This is a genomic window from Phytohabitans houttuyneae, assembly GCF_011764425.1.
Classification (GTDB): Bacteria; Actinomycetota; Actinomycetes; order Mycobacteriales; family Micromonosporaceae; genus Phytohabitans; species Phytohabitans houttuyneae.
In genome coordinates this window covers 4,717,275-4,731,895 of record NZ_BLPF01000001.1, presented here as the reverse complement: position 1 = coordinate 4,731,895, position 14,621 = coordinate 4,717,275, and the positions used below count along the sequence as shown (strand labels likewise).

Annotated in this window: 17 protein-coding genes; 3 read left to right on the top strand and 14 right to left on the bottom strand. The window is 72.9% G+C overall.

The features are described 5' to 3' along the window. Position 1 precedes the first annotated feature (1 nt). The 10 genes from Phou_RS21840 to Phou_RS21795 form a co-directional block, all read right to left on the bottom strand. Positions 2 to 385 (bottom strand): hypothetical protein, encoded by a 384-nt coding sequence (locus Phou_RS21840; protein ID WP_173057712.1) that lies wholly within the window; start codon positions 383 to 385, stop codon positions 2 to 4. 29 nt (positions 386 to 414) lie between these two features. Then, a complete protein-coding gene (locus Phou_RS21835; protein WP_173057711.1) occupies positions 415 to 1,152 on the bottom strand; it encodes an alanyl-tRNA editing protein in 738 nt (245 codons plus the stop codon). 11 nt (positions 1,153 to 1,163) lie between these two features. Next, positions 1,164 to 2,051 (bottom strand): alpha/beta fold hydrolase, encoded by an 888-nt coding sequence (locus Phou_RS21830; protein WP_173057710.1) that lies wholly within the window; start codon positions 2,049 to 2,051, stop codon positions 1,164 to 1,166. Next, the gene (locus Phou_RS21825) at positions 2,048 to 2,362 is read right to left on the bottom strand and encodes a DUF2516 family protein (protein ID WP_173057709.1); all 315 of its coding nucleotides are present in this window, start codon (positions 2,360 to 2,362) and stop codon (positions 2,048 to 2,050) included. Before Phou_RS21825 ends, Phou_RS21830 begins: the two co-directional genes overlap by 4 nt. A gap of 67 nt (positions 2,363 to 2,429) precedes the next feature. Beyond that, positions 2,430 to 2,954 (bottom strand): hypothetical protein, encoded by a 525-nt coding sequence (locus Phou_RS21820; protein ID WP_173057708.1) that lies wholly within the window; start codon positions 2,952 to 2,954, stop codon positions 2,430 to 2,432. After that, positions 2,890 to 3,477 carry a helix-turn-helix domain-containing protein gene (locus tag Phou_RS55015; RefSeq protein ID WP_173057707.1) on the bottom strand — a complete coding sequence of 196 codons (588 nt, stop codon included), beginning with the start codon at positions 3,475 to 3,477 and terminating at the stop codon, positions 2,890 to 2,892. Before Phou_RS55015 ends, Phou_RS21820 begins: the two co-directional genes overlap by 65 nt. 60 nt (positions 3,478 to 3,537) lie before the next feature. After that, complete coding sequence (locus Phou_RS21810) at positions 3,538 to 4,479, bottom strand: asparaginase (protein ID WP_173057706.1); 942 nt, start codon at positions 4,477 to 4,479, stop codon at positions 3,538 to 3,540. After that, on the bottom strand, positions 4,476 to 5,321 hold the full coding sequence (locus Phou_RS21805; RefSeq protein WP_173057705.1) for a beta-keto acid cleavage family enzyme: 846 nt from the start codon (positions 5,319 to 5,321) through the stop codon (positions 4,476 to 4,478). Before Phou_RS21805 ends, Phou_RS21810 begins: the two co-directional genes overlap by 4 nt. Positions 5,322 to 5,325: 4 nt before the next feature. Then, on the bottom strand, positions 5,326 to 6,384 hold the full coding sequence (gene ygfZ / locus Phou_RS21800) for a CAF17-like 4Fe-4S cluster assembly/insertion protein YgfZ (RefSeq protein WP_173057704.1): 1,059 nt from the start codon (positions 6,382 to 6,384) through the stop codon (positions 5,326 to 5,328). Beyond that, on the bottom strand, positions 6,381 to 6,803 hold the full coding sequence (locus tag Phou_RS21795) for a Fur family transcriptional regulator (protein ID WP_173057703.1): 423 nt from the start codon (positions 6,801 to 6,803) through the stop codon (positions 6,381 to 6,383). Before Phou_RS21795 ends, ygfZ begins: the two co-directional genes overlap by 4 nt. A 17-nt stretch (positions 6,804 to 6,820) precedes the next feature. Between Phou_RS21795 and Phou_RS21790 the strand changes: the two genes are divergently transcribed. After that, positions 6,821 to 7,588 (top strand): aminotransferase class IV, encoded by a 768-nt coding sequence (locus Phou_RS21790; RefSeq protein ID WP_246273665.1) that lies wholly within the window; start codon positions 6,821 to 6,823, stop codon positions 7,586 to 7,588. Here Phou_RS21790 and Phou_RS21785 read toward each other — a convergent pair. Both Phou_RS21785 and mtfM read right to left on the bottom strand, forming a co-directional pair. Then, positions 7,569 to 8,162, bottom strand: coding sequence for a heme-binding beta-barrel domain-containing protein (locus tag Phou_RS21785; RefSeq protein WP_173058766.1), 594 nt, complete (start codon positions 8,160 to 8,162; stop codon positions 7,569 to 7,571). The genes Phou_RS21790 and Phou_RS21785 overlap by 20 nt on opposite strands. Continuing rightward, entirely contained in the window at positions 8,156 to 8,260 is a 105-nt protein-coding gene (gene mtfM, locus Phou_RS54495) for a small membrane protein MtfM (RefSeq protein WP_269476287.1), read from the bottom strand. Before mtfM ends, Phou_RS21785 begins: the two co-directional genes overlap by 7 nt. A gap of 14 nt (positions 8,261 to 8,274) precedes the next feature. On the opposite strand from mtfM, the gene Phou_RS21780 reads away from it, so the two are divergent. Then, positions 8,275 to 8,649: a DsrE family protein gene (locus Phou_RS21780; protein WP_173057702.1), complete on the top strand. Its 375-nt coding sequence runs from the start codon at positions 8,275 to 8,277 to the stop codon at positions 8,647 to 8,649. On the opposite strand, the gene Phou_RS21775 is transcribed toward Phou_RS21780, so the two are convergent. Together Phou_RS21775 and Phou_RS21770 are read right to left on the bottom strand one after the other, a co-directional pair. Beyond that, positions 8,646 to 9,422, bottom strand: a complete 777-nt coding sequence (locus Phou_RS21775) for a hypothetical protein (RefSeq protein WP_173057701.1) — start codon at positions 9,420 to 9,422, stop codon at positions 8,646 to 8,648. The two genes, Phou_RS21780 and Phou_RS21775, sit on opposite strands and share 4 nt — an antisense overlap. A gap of 180 nt (positions 9,423 to 9,602) precedes the next feature. After that, the gene (locus tag Phou_RS21770) at positions 9,603 to 10,034 is read right to left on the bottom strand and encodes a winged helix-turn-helix domain-containing protein (RefSeq protein WP_173058763.1); all 432 of its coding nucleotides are present in this window, start codon (positions 10,032 to 10,034) and stop codon (positions 9,603 to 9,605) included. A gap of 232 nt (positions 10,035 to 10,266) precedes the next feature. Between Phou_RS21770 and Phou_RS21765 the strand changes: the two genes are divergently transcribed. Beyond that, a complete protein-coding gene (locus Phou_RS21765; protein ID WP_173057700.1) occupies positions 10,267 to 14,607 on the top strand; it encodes a S8 family serine peptidase in 4,341 nt (1,446 codons plus the stop codon). The last annotated feature ends 14 nt before the right edge of the window (positions 14,608 to 14,621 follow it).

The following is a 14,621-nucleotide window of genomic DNA, read 5'->3' as shown; positions in this document are numbered from 1 at the left end:
CCTACGAGCTCGGGGACGGGTCAGGGCTGGGCGGCGGCGTGGACGCGGGCGGGGTGGGCTCGGCGGTCGCCTCGGGAGCCGTGGTCGCGGACGGCGCGTACGACGGCTCGGCGGTGGCGGACGCGGACGGTACCGGCGACGCGGACACGGACGGCGACGGGGTGACCGACTGGCTGGCCGCAACAGGCAGCGAGGCCGGTCCGGCACCGGGCCAGCCACGGGCGGGAGCCGAGGCGCCGGGCGGTGCGGTGCCAAGGTTGCCCGCACCTTCGGGCCTGGTCGCCGGAGGCGGCGTGCCGGTGGCGAGGTGCCACCCTACCCAGACGGCAAGCGGCATCCCGAGCGTCACGATTGCCGCAAAAACCACCTTCGGCGTCTTGTCCACGCCTTTTCACCGCGCAAGCGGGTAAAAGGTTACGGAGCGATGCGGATCCTCACTCGGCGGTTGGCCTTGCCCTTGCTCTCGACCTTGACGACCTGGACCTTGCCGATCTGAGCCGTCGCCGCCACGTGGGTACCGCCGTCGGCCTGGACATCGAGGCCGGTGATGTCGACGATCCGGACCTCTTCCTCGTCCGGCGGGATCAGGTTGGTCTGGGTGCGCACGATGTCCGGGATCGCGAGCGCCTCCCCGCGCGGCAGCACCCGCACCTCGATCGCCCGGTCGGCGGCGACCTCCGCGTTGACGAGGTCCTCAAGCGACGCCTTGAAGTCGGGCGGCACCTGCGGCAGGTTGAAGTCCATGCGAGCCTCGCCAGGCTCCATGTTGCCGCCGGTCACCAGCGCCCCGAAGTCGCGAAACACCACGCCGCACAGCACATGCAGGCCGCTGTGGGTGCGCATCAGCAGGCTGCGCCGCTCGTCTTCAAGCGCGCCGGTGACCACCGTGCCGGGCGGGGGCAGCGGGTCGCCCTCGGCGGGCAGGAGGTAGAGGTCGTCGCCCTTGCGGGTGCCGACGATGCGGGTCTGAACGCCCTGCCACAGCAGCACCCCGTGGTCCGGCGGCTGCCCGCCGCCGCCCGGGTAGAAGGCCGAGCGGTCCAGCACGATGCCCTGCTCGGGATCGGCGGCGAGGACGGTGCACTCCCACTCGCGCAGGGTCGGGTCGGCCAGGTCGAGCCGCTGCGTGCGGCCGTGGTGCGTGACGCCCATGGTTTGCGGTCCTAATCGTTCAAGAACGTTGAAATCCGATCGCGCAGGTCGGCCCGCTCGGTCCAGAGCACGCCCGGCCGGTCGTAGATGTGCAGCTGCGCGCCCGGGAGCGCCTCGGCCAACCGCTCGGCGACCGCCACCGGGTGGAGGTCGTCGCCCTGGCTGCCGATGACCAGCGCGCGGGCGGTGACCGCACCGAGGTCGGCCCGGTCGGCCAGCGCGACGCGGTCTGCGAGGCCGGCCAGTTCGGGGGCGAGGCCGTCGCGCATCAGCTGGTCGATGCGCTGCCTCAGGTACGCCCAGCCGGCGGGGGTGTTGCGCACGGCCGGCGGAGTCTCGGCGGAGACGGCGTCCGCGACGATCGACGCCTCGCCCGACTGGACCGCGTCCACAAGGCTCGCCAGCCGGTCGCGCGCGGCGCCGGTGCGTGGCTCGTCGAGCACCGCCGGGAGGAAGAAGACCACGCGCTCGAAGCGGCCCGGGCTCTCGGCCAGCAGGTGGCACAGCGCGCCGGCGCCGAGGCTGGCACCGACCGCGCGGGTGGCGCCGGACAAGTCGGCGATGGCCCGCAGGTCGCGCGCCAGATCTCCGTACGTCACGGGACCGGCCGGCGGGTCGGAGCGCCCGTGCCCGCGGAACTGGAAGAAGATCTTGCGTCCGTTGACCGCGCTGCCGAGCGGCCGGGTGGGGCCGATGCCGGTGGCGAACCCGTGCGCGAAGACGGTCACCGGGTCGCCGGAGCCTGAGACGAGCCGCTCCAGGCGAAGCCCGTGTGGCGTGGTGACGAGCTCGGTCGCCGGCTCGGGCAGCGCCGGCCGGCCGGTCCGTGGCGCCGAAGGCCCCGGTCCGTACGTCCGCGGGCCGCCGTCTGGCGGCGGTGGCCAGCGGAAATCTCTCACCAGAAGCCCTTGCCGTCCGTCAGGTCGCGCAGGCCCACCCGGACGTCGAGCAGGTAGACAGAGGCGGCCGCGATGCCGATCAGGCCGAAGATGTTGACCGCGCTGAAGAAGAAGAGTGTCAGCAGGAGGGCCACGCCGAGGATCGCCAGCCAGGCACCCTTGGGAATCGTGCCGATCGCCGGGAAGGCGTCAGACCGCTGGGTGAGGCAGTGCACGAGCGCCACGCCCTCGATGACGAGGGCGAAGATAAGCAGCGCCATGTCGATGACGTATCGGACGTCGAGGTAGAACAGCGGCGCGGTCAGCTCCATAGGCAAAGCTTAGCCGCGGGCGCCGGCCGGGCCATGCCCTGCCGGCGCCCTCTGGACACTGCGGTGACTACTTGGCCACGGGACGGGTGCGCTTGGTGGCCTTGGCCGGCTTAGCGGCGGGCTTGTCCTCGGTCTCGTCGGCGGACTCGGTGGCCGCGGTGGCGGTCACCTCGGCCGGCGGCTCGGTGGCCTCGATGTCCGAGTTGACCACGTCGGCGGTGGCGACGACGCCGCTGCCGACAACGCGCTCGCCGTGGGCGACGAGCTGGCCGTAGAACGCGATGGCCCGCTCCTGGGCCACCTGCGCGCCAGCGGCGAGGACTGCGACGTTGCGACGGGCGGCCGCGCGCAGGCGGTCGGCGTCGAAGTCGGTCGTCGAGGCCCGGTCGCGCAGGCTGGTGGCGGTGGTGTTGGCGGCCCGCAGCGTGGCGACGGCCTTGGCACGCAGGTCGACGGTGCCGGCAGCGGCCTTGCCGCTCAGCTCGTTGACCACGGCGGGCAGCTTGCGCAGCTGCTGGTACGCCAGGTCACCGGCGCCGGCGGCGGCGTAGAGCGGGCCAGGGATCCGGGTCGCCTTGCTCTGCTCGGTCATTACTTCTCCTCCTCGGCCGCGGGTGCGACCGTTTTCTTGACCGCTTTGTGCACGGTCTTCTTCGCGGGCTTGGGGTGGTGGTCTGCTGGTCCGCCGCCGGCTCGGCAGCGGGCTCGCCGGGCACGCCGACCTCGTCCGCCTCGTCCGCCTCGGCGGCTTCGGCGGCGGTACGGGCGTTTTCCCGGCGGAACGTCTCGTAGATCTGGCTCAACGACTGCTTCTGGGAGAGCGTCAGGTCGGGGTCGGCCGCTATCGCGCCGAGCACGCCCTGACCCTCCTTGGCGTCCAGCGCGTCGAGCAGCCCGGCGCGCAGGTACATGACCGGGGTGGAGACGCGCAGCGCGCTGGCCAGCTGCTGGAGCACCTCGGCGCTCGGCTTGCGCAGGCCGCGCTCGACCTGGCTCAGGTAAGGATTGCTGACCCCGGCCTGGTCGGCGAGCTGCCGCAACGAGATCTTGGCGTTGCGCCGCAGGTCACGGATGAACCCGCCGATGTCGCGGGGCAGATCCTTCGGGGTGGCCATGCACCCGACCGTACGTCGGTGCGCTTGCTCTTGCAAGCAGAATGCTAACTGTGGGCTAACTCACCAGCTCGCGCGGACCGCTCCGACCGCCTCGCCGCCGCCCAGGACCGGTACCTCGGCCAGGCCCTTGGGGACCTCCACACCGAGCCGGCGGAGGGCGGAGGCGAGCACCGGTGGGCGTGCGCGCATGCCGCCGTCTTCGATCTTCAGGGCCACCGCGCCCACGTCGGGGATCGCCACAGCCGCCACGCCCTCGGCGCCGCCCTTGGACAGCAGCCCCGGCACCGCCTGCATGATCCGGGTGTCCTCGGCGCCCGAGCCGGCAACCACCTCCGGGTTGGACCGCATCGCGTCCGCGACCGTGCGCTCGACCGAGCCGGGCGCGCCGGAGACCAGCCGCAGGAACGCCGAGGCGAGCCCGACCAGTGAAGCCGCGAGCACCGGTGCGCCGCACCCGTCGACGCCCACCGCGGCGGCCGGCTCGCCGGTGAACTCCTCGACCGTCGCCTGGATCCGTACCTGCAGGGGATGCTCGGCCAGCCAGTACTCCTCCGTCGACCACCCGGACGCCAGGCAGGTCAGGAGCATGCCGGTGTGCTTGCCGGAGCAGTTCATCTGGACGCGCGAGCGGCCGCCGCCGGCCCGCAGCACCGCCTCGGCCGTCGGCTGGTGCAACGGCAGGTCGGGTGGGCATCGCAGCGCGCTCTCGTCGAGGCCGGCGCTGCGCAGCAGGGCGCGTACCCGTGCCACGTGGTGGTCCTCGCCGAAGTGGCTGGCACAGATCAGCGCGAGATCGGCCGGGTCGACGAGGCGCAGCCCGGAGCGGAGCATGCCGATGGCCTGCAAGGGCTTGCTGGAGGAGCGCGGGAAGATCGGGGACTTCACGTCGCCGGCGGAGTCGAGCACCGCGCCGCCCCCGTCGAGCACGACCACCGAGCCGCGGTGGACGCCTTCCACGAACCCCGACCGGATGACCTCGGCGAGTGGTACCGCACCTGTCACGCCGGCACGCCCCGCACGGGTACGCCGAGGAAGGCCCGCGCCTGCGTGGTGGTCAGCGGCGGCCGCTGGGCGAGCTGGGCGAAGCCGACGGCGCGGGCCACGAGCTGCATGTTGGACTCGACGGGGCGGCCCTTGGCGTACGTGACCGTGTCTTCCATCCCCACCCGCAGGTGGCCGCCGGCCGAGAGCGAGGCGAGCATGACCGGGATCGTGGAACGCCCGATGCCGGTGGCGGAAAACGTGGTGCCCTCCGGCAGGTCGCGCATCGCCTGGCGGCAGGCGACGAGGGCCTCGGCCGTACCGGGCATCCCGCCGGGCACGCCCATCACGAGGTCGACGTGCACGTGGTCGCCGGCGGGCAGGCCGTGCTTGTCGAGCAGCCGCGCCAGCGTGGTGAGGTGGCCGAGGTCGAAGATCTCGTACTCCGGCACGATGCCCCGCTCGCGCATGCGGGTGTGCAGCTCGACGATGAACTCCCAGCGGTTCATGAAGACGTCGTCGCCGAAGTTGACGGTGCCCATCGTGCAGGAGGCCATGTCCGGTCCGGCGTCGAGCACGGCGAGCCGGTCGGCCTCCGGGTCGGTCACGGCACCGCCGGAGGAGAGCTGCACGATCAGGTCGGTGCTCTGGCGCAGCGCCGCCACCGTCTCCCGCAGGCGCCCCGGATCGAGCGTGGGCCGCGCCTCGCCGTCCCGGATGTGTACGTGCACCACGCCGGCGCCGAGCGCCTCGCACTCCTTTGCGGTGCTCACCAGCTCATCCAGGGTCACTGGCAGCGCCGGAACATCCGCCTTTGACGACTCCGCGCCGGTCGGCGCGACCGTGATCAGGGTTCCCGTCATCCGCTCACTCTAAGTCGATTGCCGCGACCGATTCCCCGATCCGCAGGACCGCGTCGTCGGGCACGTTTCGCTTCAGCACCGCGAGCGCGACCATGCCGAGCTCGAAGTGGCGCAGGGCGGTGCCGACAAAGCCCACCGCGCGCCCCTCGTCGTTGGTCACGGCCGTGCCCGGCGCCGGCGGCTGGTCGGTGACCACGCCATCGAGATGGAGGAGTACGAGCCGTCGCGGCGGCCGCCCCAGGTTGTGCACCCGGGCGACGGTCTCCTGGCCCCGGTAGCAGCCCTTGTCGAGGTGGACCGCGGGCGCGAGCAGGTCGATCTCGGCTGGGATCGTGCGGTGGTCGGTCTCCAGGCCCAGCCTCGGCACCCGGGCGGCGACGCGCATCGCCTCGTACGCCCACAGGCCGGCGAGCGGCACACCGAGCCGCTCGATGACGTCACCGACGGACGCGCGGGGCACCACCAGGTCGATGCCGATGTGACCGCGGCGGGCGAACCCTCCCTCGGGCAGGACACGTACGTCGTACACCGTCGTGGGTGTGGCCGGCACGGAGCCGGCGGTGAACTTCGGGCCCGGCACCGCGCGGACCTCGGGCTCCTTGAGGCCGGGGACGACTTCGCCGGCGCGGGGGCCGACGAGCGTGAGCACCACGAGCTCGGCGGTGGCGTCGCGCGGCTCGACCCGGGTGAGGAAGCGCATCTTGTCCAGGAACGTGAGCAGCTCGCCCGCCGCGCCCGGCTCGGTGTCCAGCCAGGTGGTGGTGCCGTCCTCGGCGACCTGGGCGTGATGCTCGACGTGGCCGTGCGGAGAGAGGACGAGCAGCTCGGTGCCCTGGCCGGCGCGGAGGTCGGCGAGGTGCTGGGTGGTGATGCTGTGCAGCCAGCTGGCCCGCTCCGGCCCCGGCACGGCGACGACGCCCCGGTGCGAGCGGTCGACCAGGCCCACCTCGGTGGCGAGCGTGCGCTGCTCGCGCATCGGGTCGCCGTAGTGCGCCGCCACGCCGGCGTCCCGCGACTCCGGCTCCAACGCCTCGATGGCTACCGCCCCGGCTGTGTCGATCATTTCGCGTCCCCACAATCCCCGCAGGTGCCGAACAGTGCCACGTGACCGATGTCCAGCTGGAACCCGCGCTCCCTGGCCAGGTCACGGGCCAGCGGCGCGAGCACCTCCGGCTCGATCTCGCTCACCGCACCGCAGCCCCGGCAGACGAGGTGAGCGTGCTGGTCCTCGCCCACCGGGTGGTACGTCGGTGACCCGTGCGACAGGTGCGTATGGGTAACCAGCCCGAGGTCCTCAAGTAATTCCAAGGTGCGGTAGATCGTGGTGATGTTCACGCCGGCGGCCACCTCGCGCACGGCGGTGTGCAGCTGCTCGGGCGTGGCATGGCCGAGCTCGTGCACGGCCTCCAGCACCAGCTGACGCTGGGCGGTCAGCCGCAGCCCACGGGCTCGCAGGATGTCCGGGAGGGACGTTTCCGACACCGCCCGATAATAGTGCGGTGCAGGCTTCCCTCGTCGCCGTGCTGGGCCGGGGCGTGGTCCCCACCGGCACGCCGGTCATGCGCGCCGACGACCCCGGTGTCCTCGGCGAAGGACTTTTCGAGACCATGCTCGTGCGGGACGGGCGGCCATGGCTGCTCGACGAACATCTGGACCGCCTCACCGCCTCGGCCCCGGCACTCGGGATGGCGGTGCCCACGAGCCTGGCCGACTTCGTCCTCGCGGCGTGCGCGCAGTGGCCGGCCGAGGTCGAGGGCGCGCTGCGGCTGGTGTGTACCCCGATGACCGCGTTCTGCACGATCAGCCCGGTGCCGCCGCGGGTGCTCTCGCTGCGCGTGCGCACGCTGCCCGCCTCGTCCGGGCTGCCGATCAAGTCGCTGTCGTACGGGCCGAGCCTCATCGCGCGCCGCCAGGTCGCCGCGAGCGGGGTGGACGACGCGCTGTGGGTCTCACCCGACGGGTACGCGCTGGAGGGGCCGACGGCCAGCCTCGTCTGGCTCGACGGCGAGACCCTCTGCACAGTGCCGCCGTCGGCCGGAGTGCTGCCCGGCGTGACCGCGGCCTGGCTGCTGGGTCAGGCACCGGCCCAGGGCTGGCGGGCGGCACATCGCATGATCACCCCGGAGGACCTGCTCGCCACGGACGGCGCATGGCTGGCGTCGTCCGTGCGCGGGCTCGCCGAAATACGGGTGCTGGACGGCGTCGAGCTGCTGCCGTCGCTGCACACCGAGCGGCTGCGGTCGCTGGTCAGCCGCCCACCCGGATGAGGCGCGCCGAGAGGTGCGGCGTCAGGCCGTGGCCGACCGCGGCCATGTCCTGCGCGTAGAGCAGCGCGCCCTCGACGATGCCGTAGAGCCGGTGGCCGGCGGTGACCTCCTTGGCGGTGGAGGTGCGCAGCACCGCGTCGGTGGCCATCTCCAGCTGGGTGCCGTTGACCCGGCCCAGGTACAGCTCCATGATCCCGGTCGGGTTGGTGATCAGAGCCTCGACCTCGTCGGTCGCGCGGCCATCTTCCAGCACCGGGCGCAGCCACCCGACCTCGCGCATCGCCGGGCGCACCGGCTTGCTCTCCTCGTCGAGGATCCACGCGCGCGACTGGTAGTGCAGGAACGGCCGGCCGTCGTGGCTGATCCGGATCTCCTGCCCGTAGTCGAAGTCTTCGATCGTCGGGTAGCCGCCCTTGCCGCGTCCCCGCCACTCGCCGATGTACGGCAGCAGGGCCAGCAGCGCGGGGTGCAGGTCGGGCCCCACACGCAGGTCGTGGGTGTCCTCGAACGGGTACGGATCAACCGGCGGTGCGTTGAGCCAGGGCGGGGGTCCGAGCGGGTTGTCAGTCACCAGCGTCCTCTTGAGATGCGCACGGCCAGATAGACCAGGCCACCGGCGAGCAGGCCGAAGCCCGCAACCAGCAGGCTGACAAACCCGATCTCGGTAACCATGACGGAGCAATCCTATGCTGGCGGACGTGGCTCGTTCTCTGGTCGTCAAGGTAACCGCCGGTCTCGATGCGCCCGAGAGGTGCGCGCAAGCCTTCACCGTGGCCGCGACCGCGGTCGCCGCCGGGGTCGACGTTTCGCTGTGGCTGACCGGCGAGTCGGCCTGGTTCGCGCTGCCCGGTCGCGCCGCGGAGTTTTCGCTGCCGCACTCGGCACCTCTGCGGGACCTGCTGGACGCGGTGCTCGCCGGCGGCCGGGTCACGCTGTGCACCCAGTGCGCCGCCCGCCGCGAGATCACCGAGGTGGACGTGCTTTCGGGCGTACGGATCGCGGGCGCGGCGCTGTTCGTCGAGGAGTCACTGGCCGAGGGCGCACAGGCACTCGTTTACTAGCAGGGAGTGGTCAGCGTGGCGTCGAGCGCACCCTCGGCGCCGGCGTCGACGGCGACCTGGGCCTCGTCTGCGCGATAGGCGTACCGGTCGGTGGTGTCCAGCAGGGCTGGACCGGCCTGCGCGCTACCGAACAGCGGCACCAGCACCTCGCGCAGCGGCTTGCCCGCGCCGGAGCGGGAGCCCTCGGCGCGGACCGTGCGCACGGTGCCGCCGGTCGGGCAGGGCGCCTCGGCCACTGCGACGCCGTCGAGCGTGCCGCCCAGCGCCACCAGCATGCGGTCGGCGATCCGGCGGTCCTCGTCGGTGGGCGCGGGCGCCTCGACGCCGAGCGGGGCGGGCGGGCGGCAGCCGGTGCCGACCGTGAGGATCACGACGCCGGGTGCGGTGACCCCGCCGCGCACCGAGACGAACTCGCCGGCGTCGGCGCGCAGCGTGTCGTGCTCCTGGCCGTGCCGGACACCCGCCTCGTACGAGCTTGGGAGCCGGTCCGCGATCCGATCGAGCAGGGCCGGCCCGTCGGTCTGGCTCGTGTAGATCGTCACGTCCCGCTCCAGCGTCTCCCCCGAGCGCAGCGGGGTGATGCGGCAGCCGCCGGTCACCTCGTACCCGGAGATGGAGAGCACCGCGTCGGAGCCGGCGGCGACGGCCAGCTCGCCCACCGCGCGGTCGACCAGCGGCCTTGCCTCGCCGGTGGTGCGCTGGTCGCGGACGGTGGGTGGGTCGTTCCGGACCGAGACATACGCCAGGACACCGATCGCCACGGCCCAGGCCACGGCGACCACCAGGAGCCAGTGGCCACGACGGCTCGGTGGGCTCGGGGGCGGCGCCGCCGCGCCAACTCGCTCGTGCGGCGCCAAAGGCGGCACGCTCGCAGCGCCTCCGGGTTCGGTCACCCGGCCATGGTGCCAGGCGGCGGCTGGCCGGTGCCTGCCGGGCTGAGGCGGTGTCCGGCGTCAGGCCGCTGCCAGGCGGTAGCCGACGCCGCGGACCGTCTCCACCGACGGGCCGTCGGGTGCGGCGCGCAGCTTGCGGCGCAGCCGCTTTACGGCGGAGTGGAGGATCGAGGTGTCGCCCAGGTAGGCGCCGCCCCACACCGTGTCGAAGAGCCGCTCGTACGTCCACACGCCCACCGGTGGGCTGGCCAGCCGGGCCAGGAGCTCGCGCTCCAGCCGGGTGAGCGACAGCGGCTTTTCCCGCCAGGTCACCAGGTGGCCGGCGGTGTCGACGACGAGCTCGCCGAAGCGCACCGGGCCGCTGGACGGCACCGGCACGGGTGTCGCCACGGCCGCTGGGAAGAGCATCGCCCGCAGCTCGGACAGATCGGCGCAGAGCACGACCGCCCCGCAGTCGTCCAGCCGGCGCACCACCCGCTCCCGCACCGCCACGTCTGACGAGACACAGACGACAAACGGCACCTCTCCGCTGACCACCGGATCCCCTCCCCAGGCGCACAGTGTCGCGTGAAAGACAGCCAACGCCCCGGAATTGACGAAGTCAACTGGATGTCGCCGAAACGTCGCAATCCGCAGAGCTTGCGGGCCGATCGACCGCTTTCTGCCTACCAACTGCCCGACACAATCCATTGATCGCTCACTCTGTGCAGCCAAGCATGGGCCCATGTCTCGGATGCGGCGCGGCGTGGTGACATTGGGGCTTTCCATGGTGCTGGCGGTGACGTCGGGACCAGCGGTCGCGACCGCCGCGGCGCCCGGTGCGGAGATCGACAAGGAGGTGCTCGCCGCGCTGGAGGCGAGCGGCACCGCGAGCTTCATGGTCTACCTCCGGGAGAAGGCCGACCTCGGCGCGATCGCGAAGCAGCGCGGCTCGACGAAGGCCGCGCAGGTGTACGGGACGCTGACCGGGACGGCCGCACGCACCCAGAGCGGCATCCGGGCCCTGCTCGGCGCGCGCGGGGCGGACTACCGCTCGTTCTGGGTCGCCAACGCGCTGCGGGTCACCGCGGATCGCTCCACACTGGACGCTCTCGCCGCACGGGCAGATGTCGAGCGGATCGAGCCGGTGCGCGTGCTCCCGCTCCTCGCGCCCACCCGAGCGGCCGAGCCGGTCGAGCCGGCGGCCGTGGAGTGGAACGTCGACGGGGTCGGCGCGCCCCGCGTGTGGAGCGAGTACGGCGTGCGCGGCGAGGGCATCGTCGTGGCGACGATCGACGGTGGCGCGCAGTTCAACCACCCGGCGCTGGTCAACCAGTACCGAGGCAACCTCGGCAACGGCTCCTTCGACCACAACTACAACTGGTTCGACCCGGGCGAGGTGTGCGCCGATCCGCGCGTGCCCTGCGACGACGATGACGGGCACGGCACGCACGTGGCTGGCACGGCAGTCGGTGACGACGGCGGCGCCAACCAGATCGGCGTGGCCCCGGGCGCGAAGTGGATCGCCGCCAAGGGCTGCGACCCGCGCGGCTGCCCCGTCGACTCGCTGCTGGCCGCCGGCGAATGGGTGATCGCGCCGACCGACCTGAACGGCGCCAACCCGCGTCCCGACCTGCACGCCGACGTGGTCAACAACTCGTGGGGCGGCGGCCAGGACGACCCGTTCTACAACCAGATCCTCACCGCCTGGAACGCGGCCGGCATGTTCGGAACGTTCGCGATCGGCAACGACGGGCCGGCGTGCGGCACCGCCGGCTCCCCCGGCGACGAGCCGATGGCGTACGGCGTGGGCGGCCACGACATCGCCAACGCGATCTACACGTCGTCCAGCCGTGGCGCATCCACTGTGGACGGCAGCATCAAGCCGGACATCAGCGCCCCGGCCGTGAACGTGCGCTCCAGCCTGCCCGGCGACCGGTACGGCGCTTTCAGCGGCACGTCCATGGCGACGCCGCACGTGACCGGGACGGTGGCGCTTGTGTGGTCGGCCGCGCCGAGCCTGCGCGGCGACGTGGCCGCCACCCGCGACCTGCTCGACCGCGCCGCCATCGACGTGGACTCGACCGGCTGTGGCGGCACCGCGGCGAACAACAACAACTTCGGCGAGGGGCGGCTCAACGCCTACCAGGCGGTCACGGCGGCGCCCCGCGGCGAGGCCGGCCGGATCGCGGGGCAGGTCACCGCCGCCGGGGCACCGCTCGCCGGCGCCACCGTGAGCGCGGCCGGCCGCACGGTCACCACCGGCCCGGACGGGCGGTACGCGCTGACCGTCCCGGCCGGCGAGCAGCAGGTAACCGCGTCGAAGTACGGCTTCCGTGCCGCGACGGCGACCGTGACCGTGCCCGCGAGCGGCGCCGTGACGCAGGACTTCGCGCTGGTGGCGGCGCCCATGGTCACGGTGAGCGGCCGCGTCACCGACGGTTCGGGACACGGCTGGCCACTCGCCGCGACCATCGAGGTGGCCGGGCAGCCCGGTGGCCCGGTGCGCACCGACCCGGTGACCGGCCGCTACTCGTTCGAGGTGGCCGGCGCGGCCACGTACCGCTTCACGGTCACCACCCGCTACACCGGGTACCGCGTCGTGACGCGGGACGTGGCGGTCGGCGAGGCGGACCAGACCGTCGACTTCGCGGTGATCGTGGAGCCCGGCTGCACGGCCGCCGGGTACGCGCCCGTGTTCCAGGAGCCGATCCTCAACGAGCCGTTCGACGGCACGACGGCGCCGCCGGGCTGGTCGGTCGCCAACCGCACGCCGAGCGGCGGCTGGGTCTTCCAGGACGTACGCGGCCGCGGCAACCTGACCGGCGGCTCGGGCGGCTTCGCGATCGTCGACAGCGACGCCCTCGGCAGCGGCAACACCCAGGACACCGACCTGATCACGCCACCGCTCGACTTCACCGCCATCGCCTCGCCGTTCCTGCGGTTCAACAGCGACTGGCGGGCGGTCAGCACCACCGACTCCGCCGACATCGACGTCTCCACCGACAGCGGCGCCACGTGGACCAACGTGTGGCACCAGACCGGCAGCCGCCGCGGACCGCGGATCGAGGACGTGCCGCTCTACCAGGCCGGCGGCTCCGCGAACGCGCTGGTCCGCTTCCGCTTCCGCGGCACGTTCGCATGGTGGTGGGAGGTGGACAACGTCCAGGTGCTGAACCGGGCCTGCACCCCGGTGCCCGGTGGCCTGGTGGTCGGCAACACCACCGACGGCAACACCGGTGCGCCGCTCGCGGACGTCACGGTGTCCAGTGTGGACGCTCCTGCCGACGCGGGCACCTCGGCGCCGGACGGGTTCTACTGGCTCTTCTCCTCGCTCGTGGGCGCGCAGCGGTTCACCGCGGTCAGGTCCGGGTACCAGCCGCAGACCAAGAGCGTGGGGGTCACGGCGGACGCCGCGACGCGGGCGGACTTCGCACTCGCCGCGGGGCGCCTCGCGCTCTCCACCACCTCCATCGACGCGACCCAGGGGTACGGCAGCACGCGCAACACCAACGTACGGATCACCAACACCGGCAACGCACCGGCCACTGTGGACCTGTTGGAGATGGGTGGCGCGGGCTTTGAGATCTTCGGGAAGCAGGGTGCGCAGCTCGCCGAGCGGCAGGTGCCCGGCGGCGCCCGCAAGGAGCGGGTGAGCGACGGCAAGGTACCGCTGGGTGACGGCACCATGCGGGCGGCGCCGCTTGTCGAGGACGTGTGGGGCCCCGCCGCCGACTACCCCGTCGACATCTTCGACAACTCCGCGGCCGTGCTCGACGGCAAGGTCTATTCGGTGGGCGGCGGCGAGTCCGGTACCGAGCGCCTCGCCTTCCGCTACGACCCGGTCGCGAACACCTGGACCCGCCTGCCCGACCTGCCGGTGGCCCGCAGCCAGGCGGCGGTCGCGGCGGTCGGCGGCAAGCTGTACGTCATCGGCGGCTGGGAAGGGCCGGGCGAGCCGGTCGCCGCGGTCGACGTGTTCGACCCCGCCACCGGCACGTGGAGCACCCTGGCCGGCGCCGTCAACCCGGCGCCACGGGCAGCGGCCGCGGTGGCCGTGGCGGGTGGCCGCGTGTACCTCGTCGGCGGCTGCACCGACGGCGGCTGCACCGACTCGTCCGACCTCGTGGTCTTCGACCCGGCCACCGGCACGTTCGCGAGGCGGCAGCCGTACCCGCACCTGTCGTCCTACATGTCCTGCGGCGGCATCGGCGGCAAGGTCTACTGCGCGGGCGGCTCCTCCTCACAGTCACACCGCGACGCGTACGTCTACAGCCCGGCCACAAACGCCTGGAACCGCCTGCCCGACATGCCGTTCGACCTGTGGGGCGCGCAGTACTCCACGGCCAGCGGCCTGCTCGTCATCGCCGGCGGCATCGTCAACGGACTGACCACCATCACCAACCGGGCGGTCGCCTTCGACCCGTCGGCAAACGCCTGGCAGATCCTGCCCAACACCCGCTTCAGCCGGTACCGCGGGGCGGGCGCGTGCGGCGTGTACGCGATCGGCGGCGCGCCCGTACCGTTCGTCGGCTCCTCGGAGACCGACCACCTCGGCGGCCTCGACCTCTGCGACGAGATCGGCAACGTGTCGTGGCTCTCCACCGACGTGGTGGCGTTCACGCTCGCGCCGGGCGAGTCCCGCACGGTCCGCGTGACGCTCACGGCCACTGCGGCAGCGGGCGTCGCGCAACCCGGCACGTTCACGGCGCGGCTGGGGCTGCGCTCGGACACGCCGTACCGGGTGCCGCAGATCGACGTCCGCACGACGGTCACGCCGCCGGTGAGCTGGGGCAAGGTCCAGGGCACGGTCCTCGGCACGTCGTGCGGCGGCAGCCAGGTCGGCGTGCCGGTCACGGTCCGGGTGAACTGGGTCGCCGACCCGTCAGTCGGCTACACGGCCCTGGCCGACACGTCCGGCCGGTACGCGTACTGGGTGCCGCAGGGCCGGTACGACGTGGTGGTCGCGCGGGACGGCTGGCTGCCGGAGAGCCAGCGGGTCCGCATCCAGGCCGGCTTCACGCAGACGGTCGACTTCCTCCTCGACCCGTCCGAGCCCTGCCCACCACCGCCCAGCGGCCGCTGACCAGGCCCTGGGCA

What these genes read in the sequence shown, in the direction of transcription:
- Phou_RS21805 (WP_173057705.1), bottom strand. Translation starts at nt 5,321, where the DNA reads ATGACGGGAACCCTGATCACGGTCGCGCCGACCGGCGCGGAGTCGTCA.
- Phou_RS55015 (WP_173057707.1), bottom strand. Translation starts at nt 3,477, where the DNA reads ATGGCCACCCCGAAGGATCTGCCCCGCGACATCGGCGGGTTCATCCGT.
- Phou_RS21835 (WP_173057711.1), bottom strand. Translation starts at nt 1,152, where the DNA reads ATGGGCGTCACGCACCACGGCCGCACGCAGCGGCTCGACCTGGCCGAC.
- Phou_RS21765 (WP_173057700.1), top strand. Translation starts at nt 10,267, where the DNA reads ATGTCTCGGATGCGGCGCGGCGTGGTGACATTGGGGCTTTCCATGGTG.
- mtfM (WP_269476287.1), bottom strand. Translation starts at nt 8,260, where the DNA reads ATGGTTACCGAGATCGGGTTTGTCAGCCTGCTGGTTGCGGGCTTCGGC.
- Phou_RS21780 (WP_173057702.1), top strand. Translation starts at nt 8,275, where the DNA reads ATGCTGGCGGACGTGGCTCGTTCTCTGGTCGTCAAGGTAACCGCCGGT.
- Phou_RS21825 (WP_173057709.1), bottom strand. Translation starts at nt 2,362, where the DNA reads ATGGAGCTGACCGCGCCGCTGTTCTACCTCGACGTCCGATACGTCATC.
- ygfZ (WP_173057704.1), bottom strand. Translation starts at nt 6,384, where the DNA reads ATGATCGACACAGCCGGGGCGGTAGCCATCGAGGCGTTGGAGCCGGAG.
- Phou_RS21820 (WP_173057708.1), bottom strand. Translation starts at nt 2,954, where the DNA reads ATGACCGAGCAGAGCAAGGCGACCCGGATCCCTGGCCCGCTCTACGCC.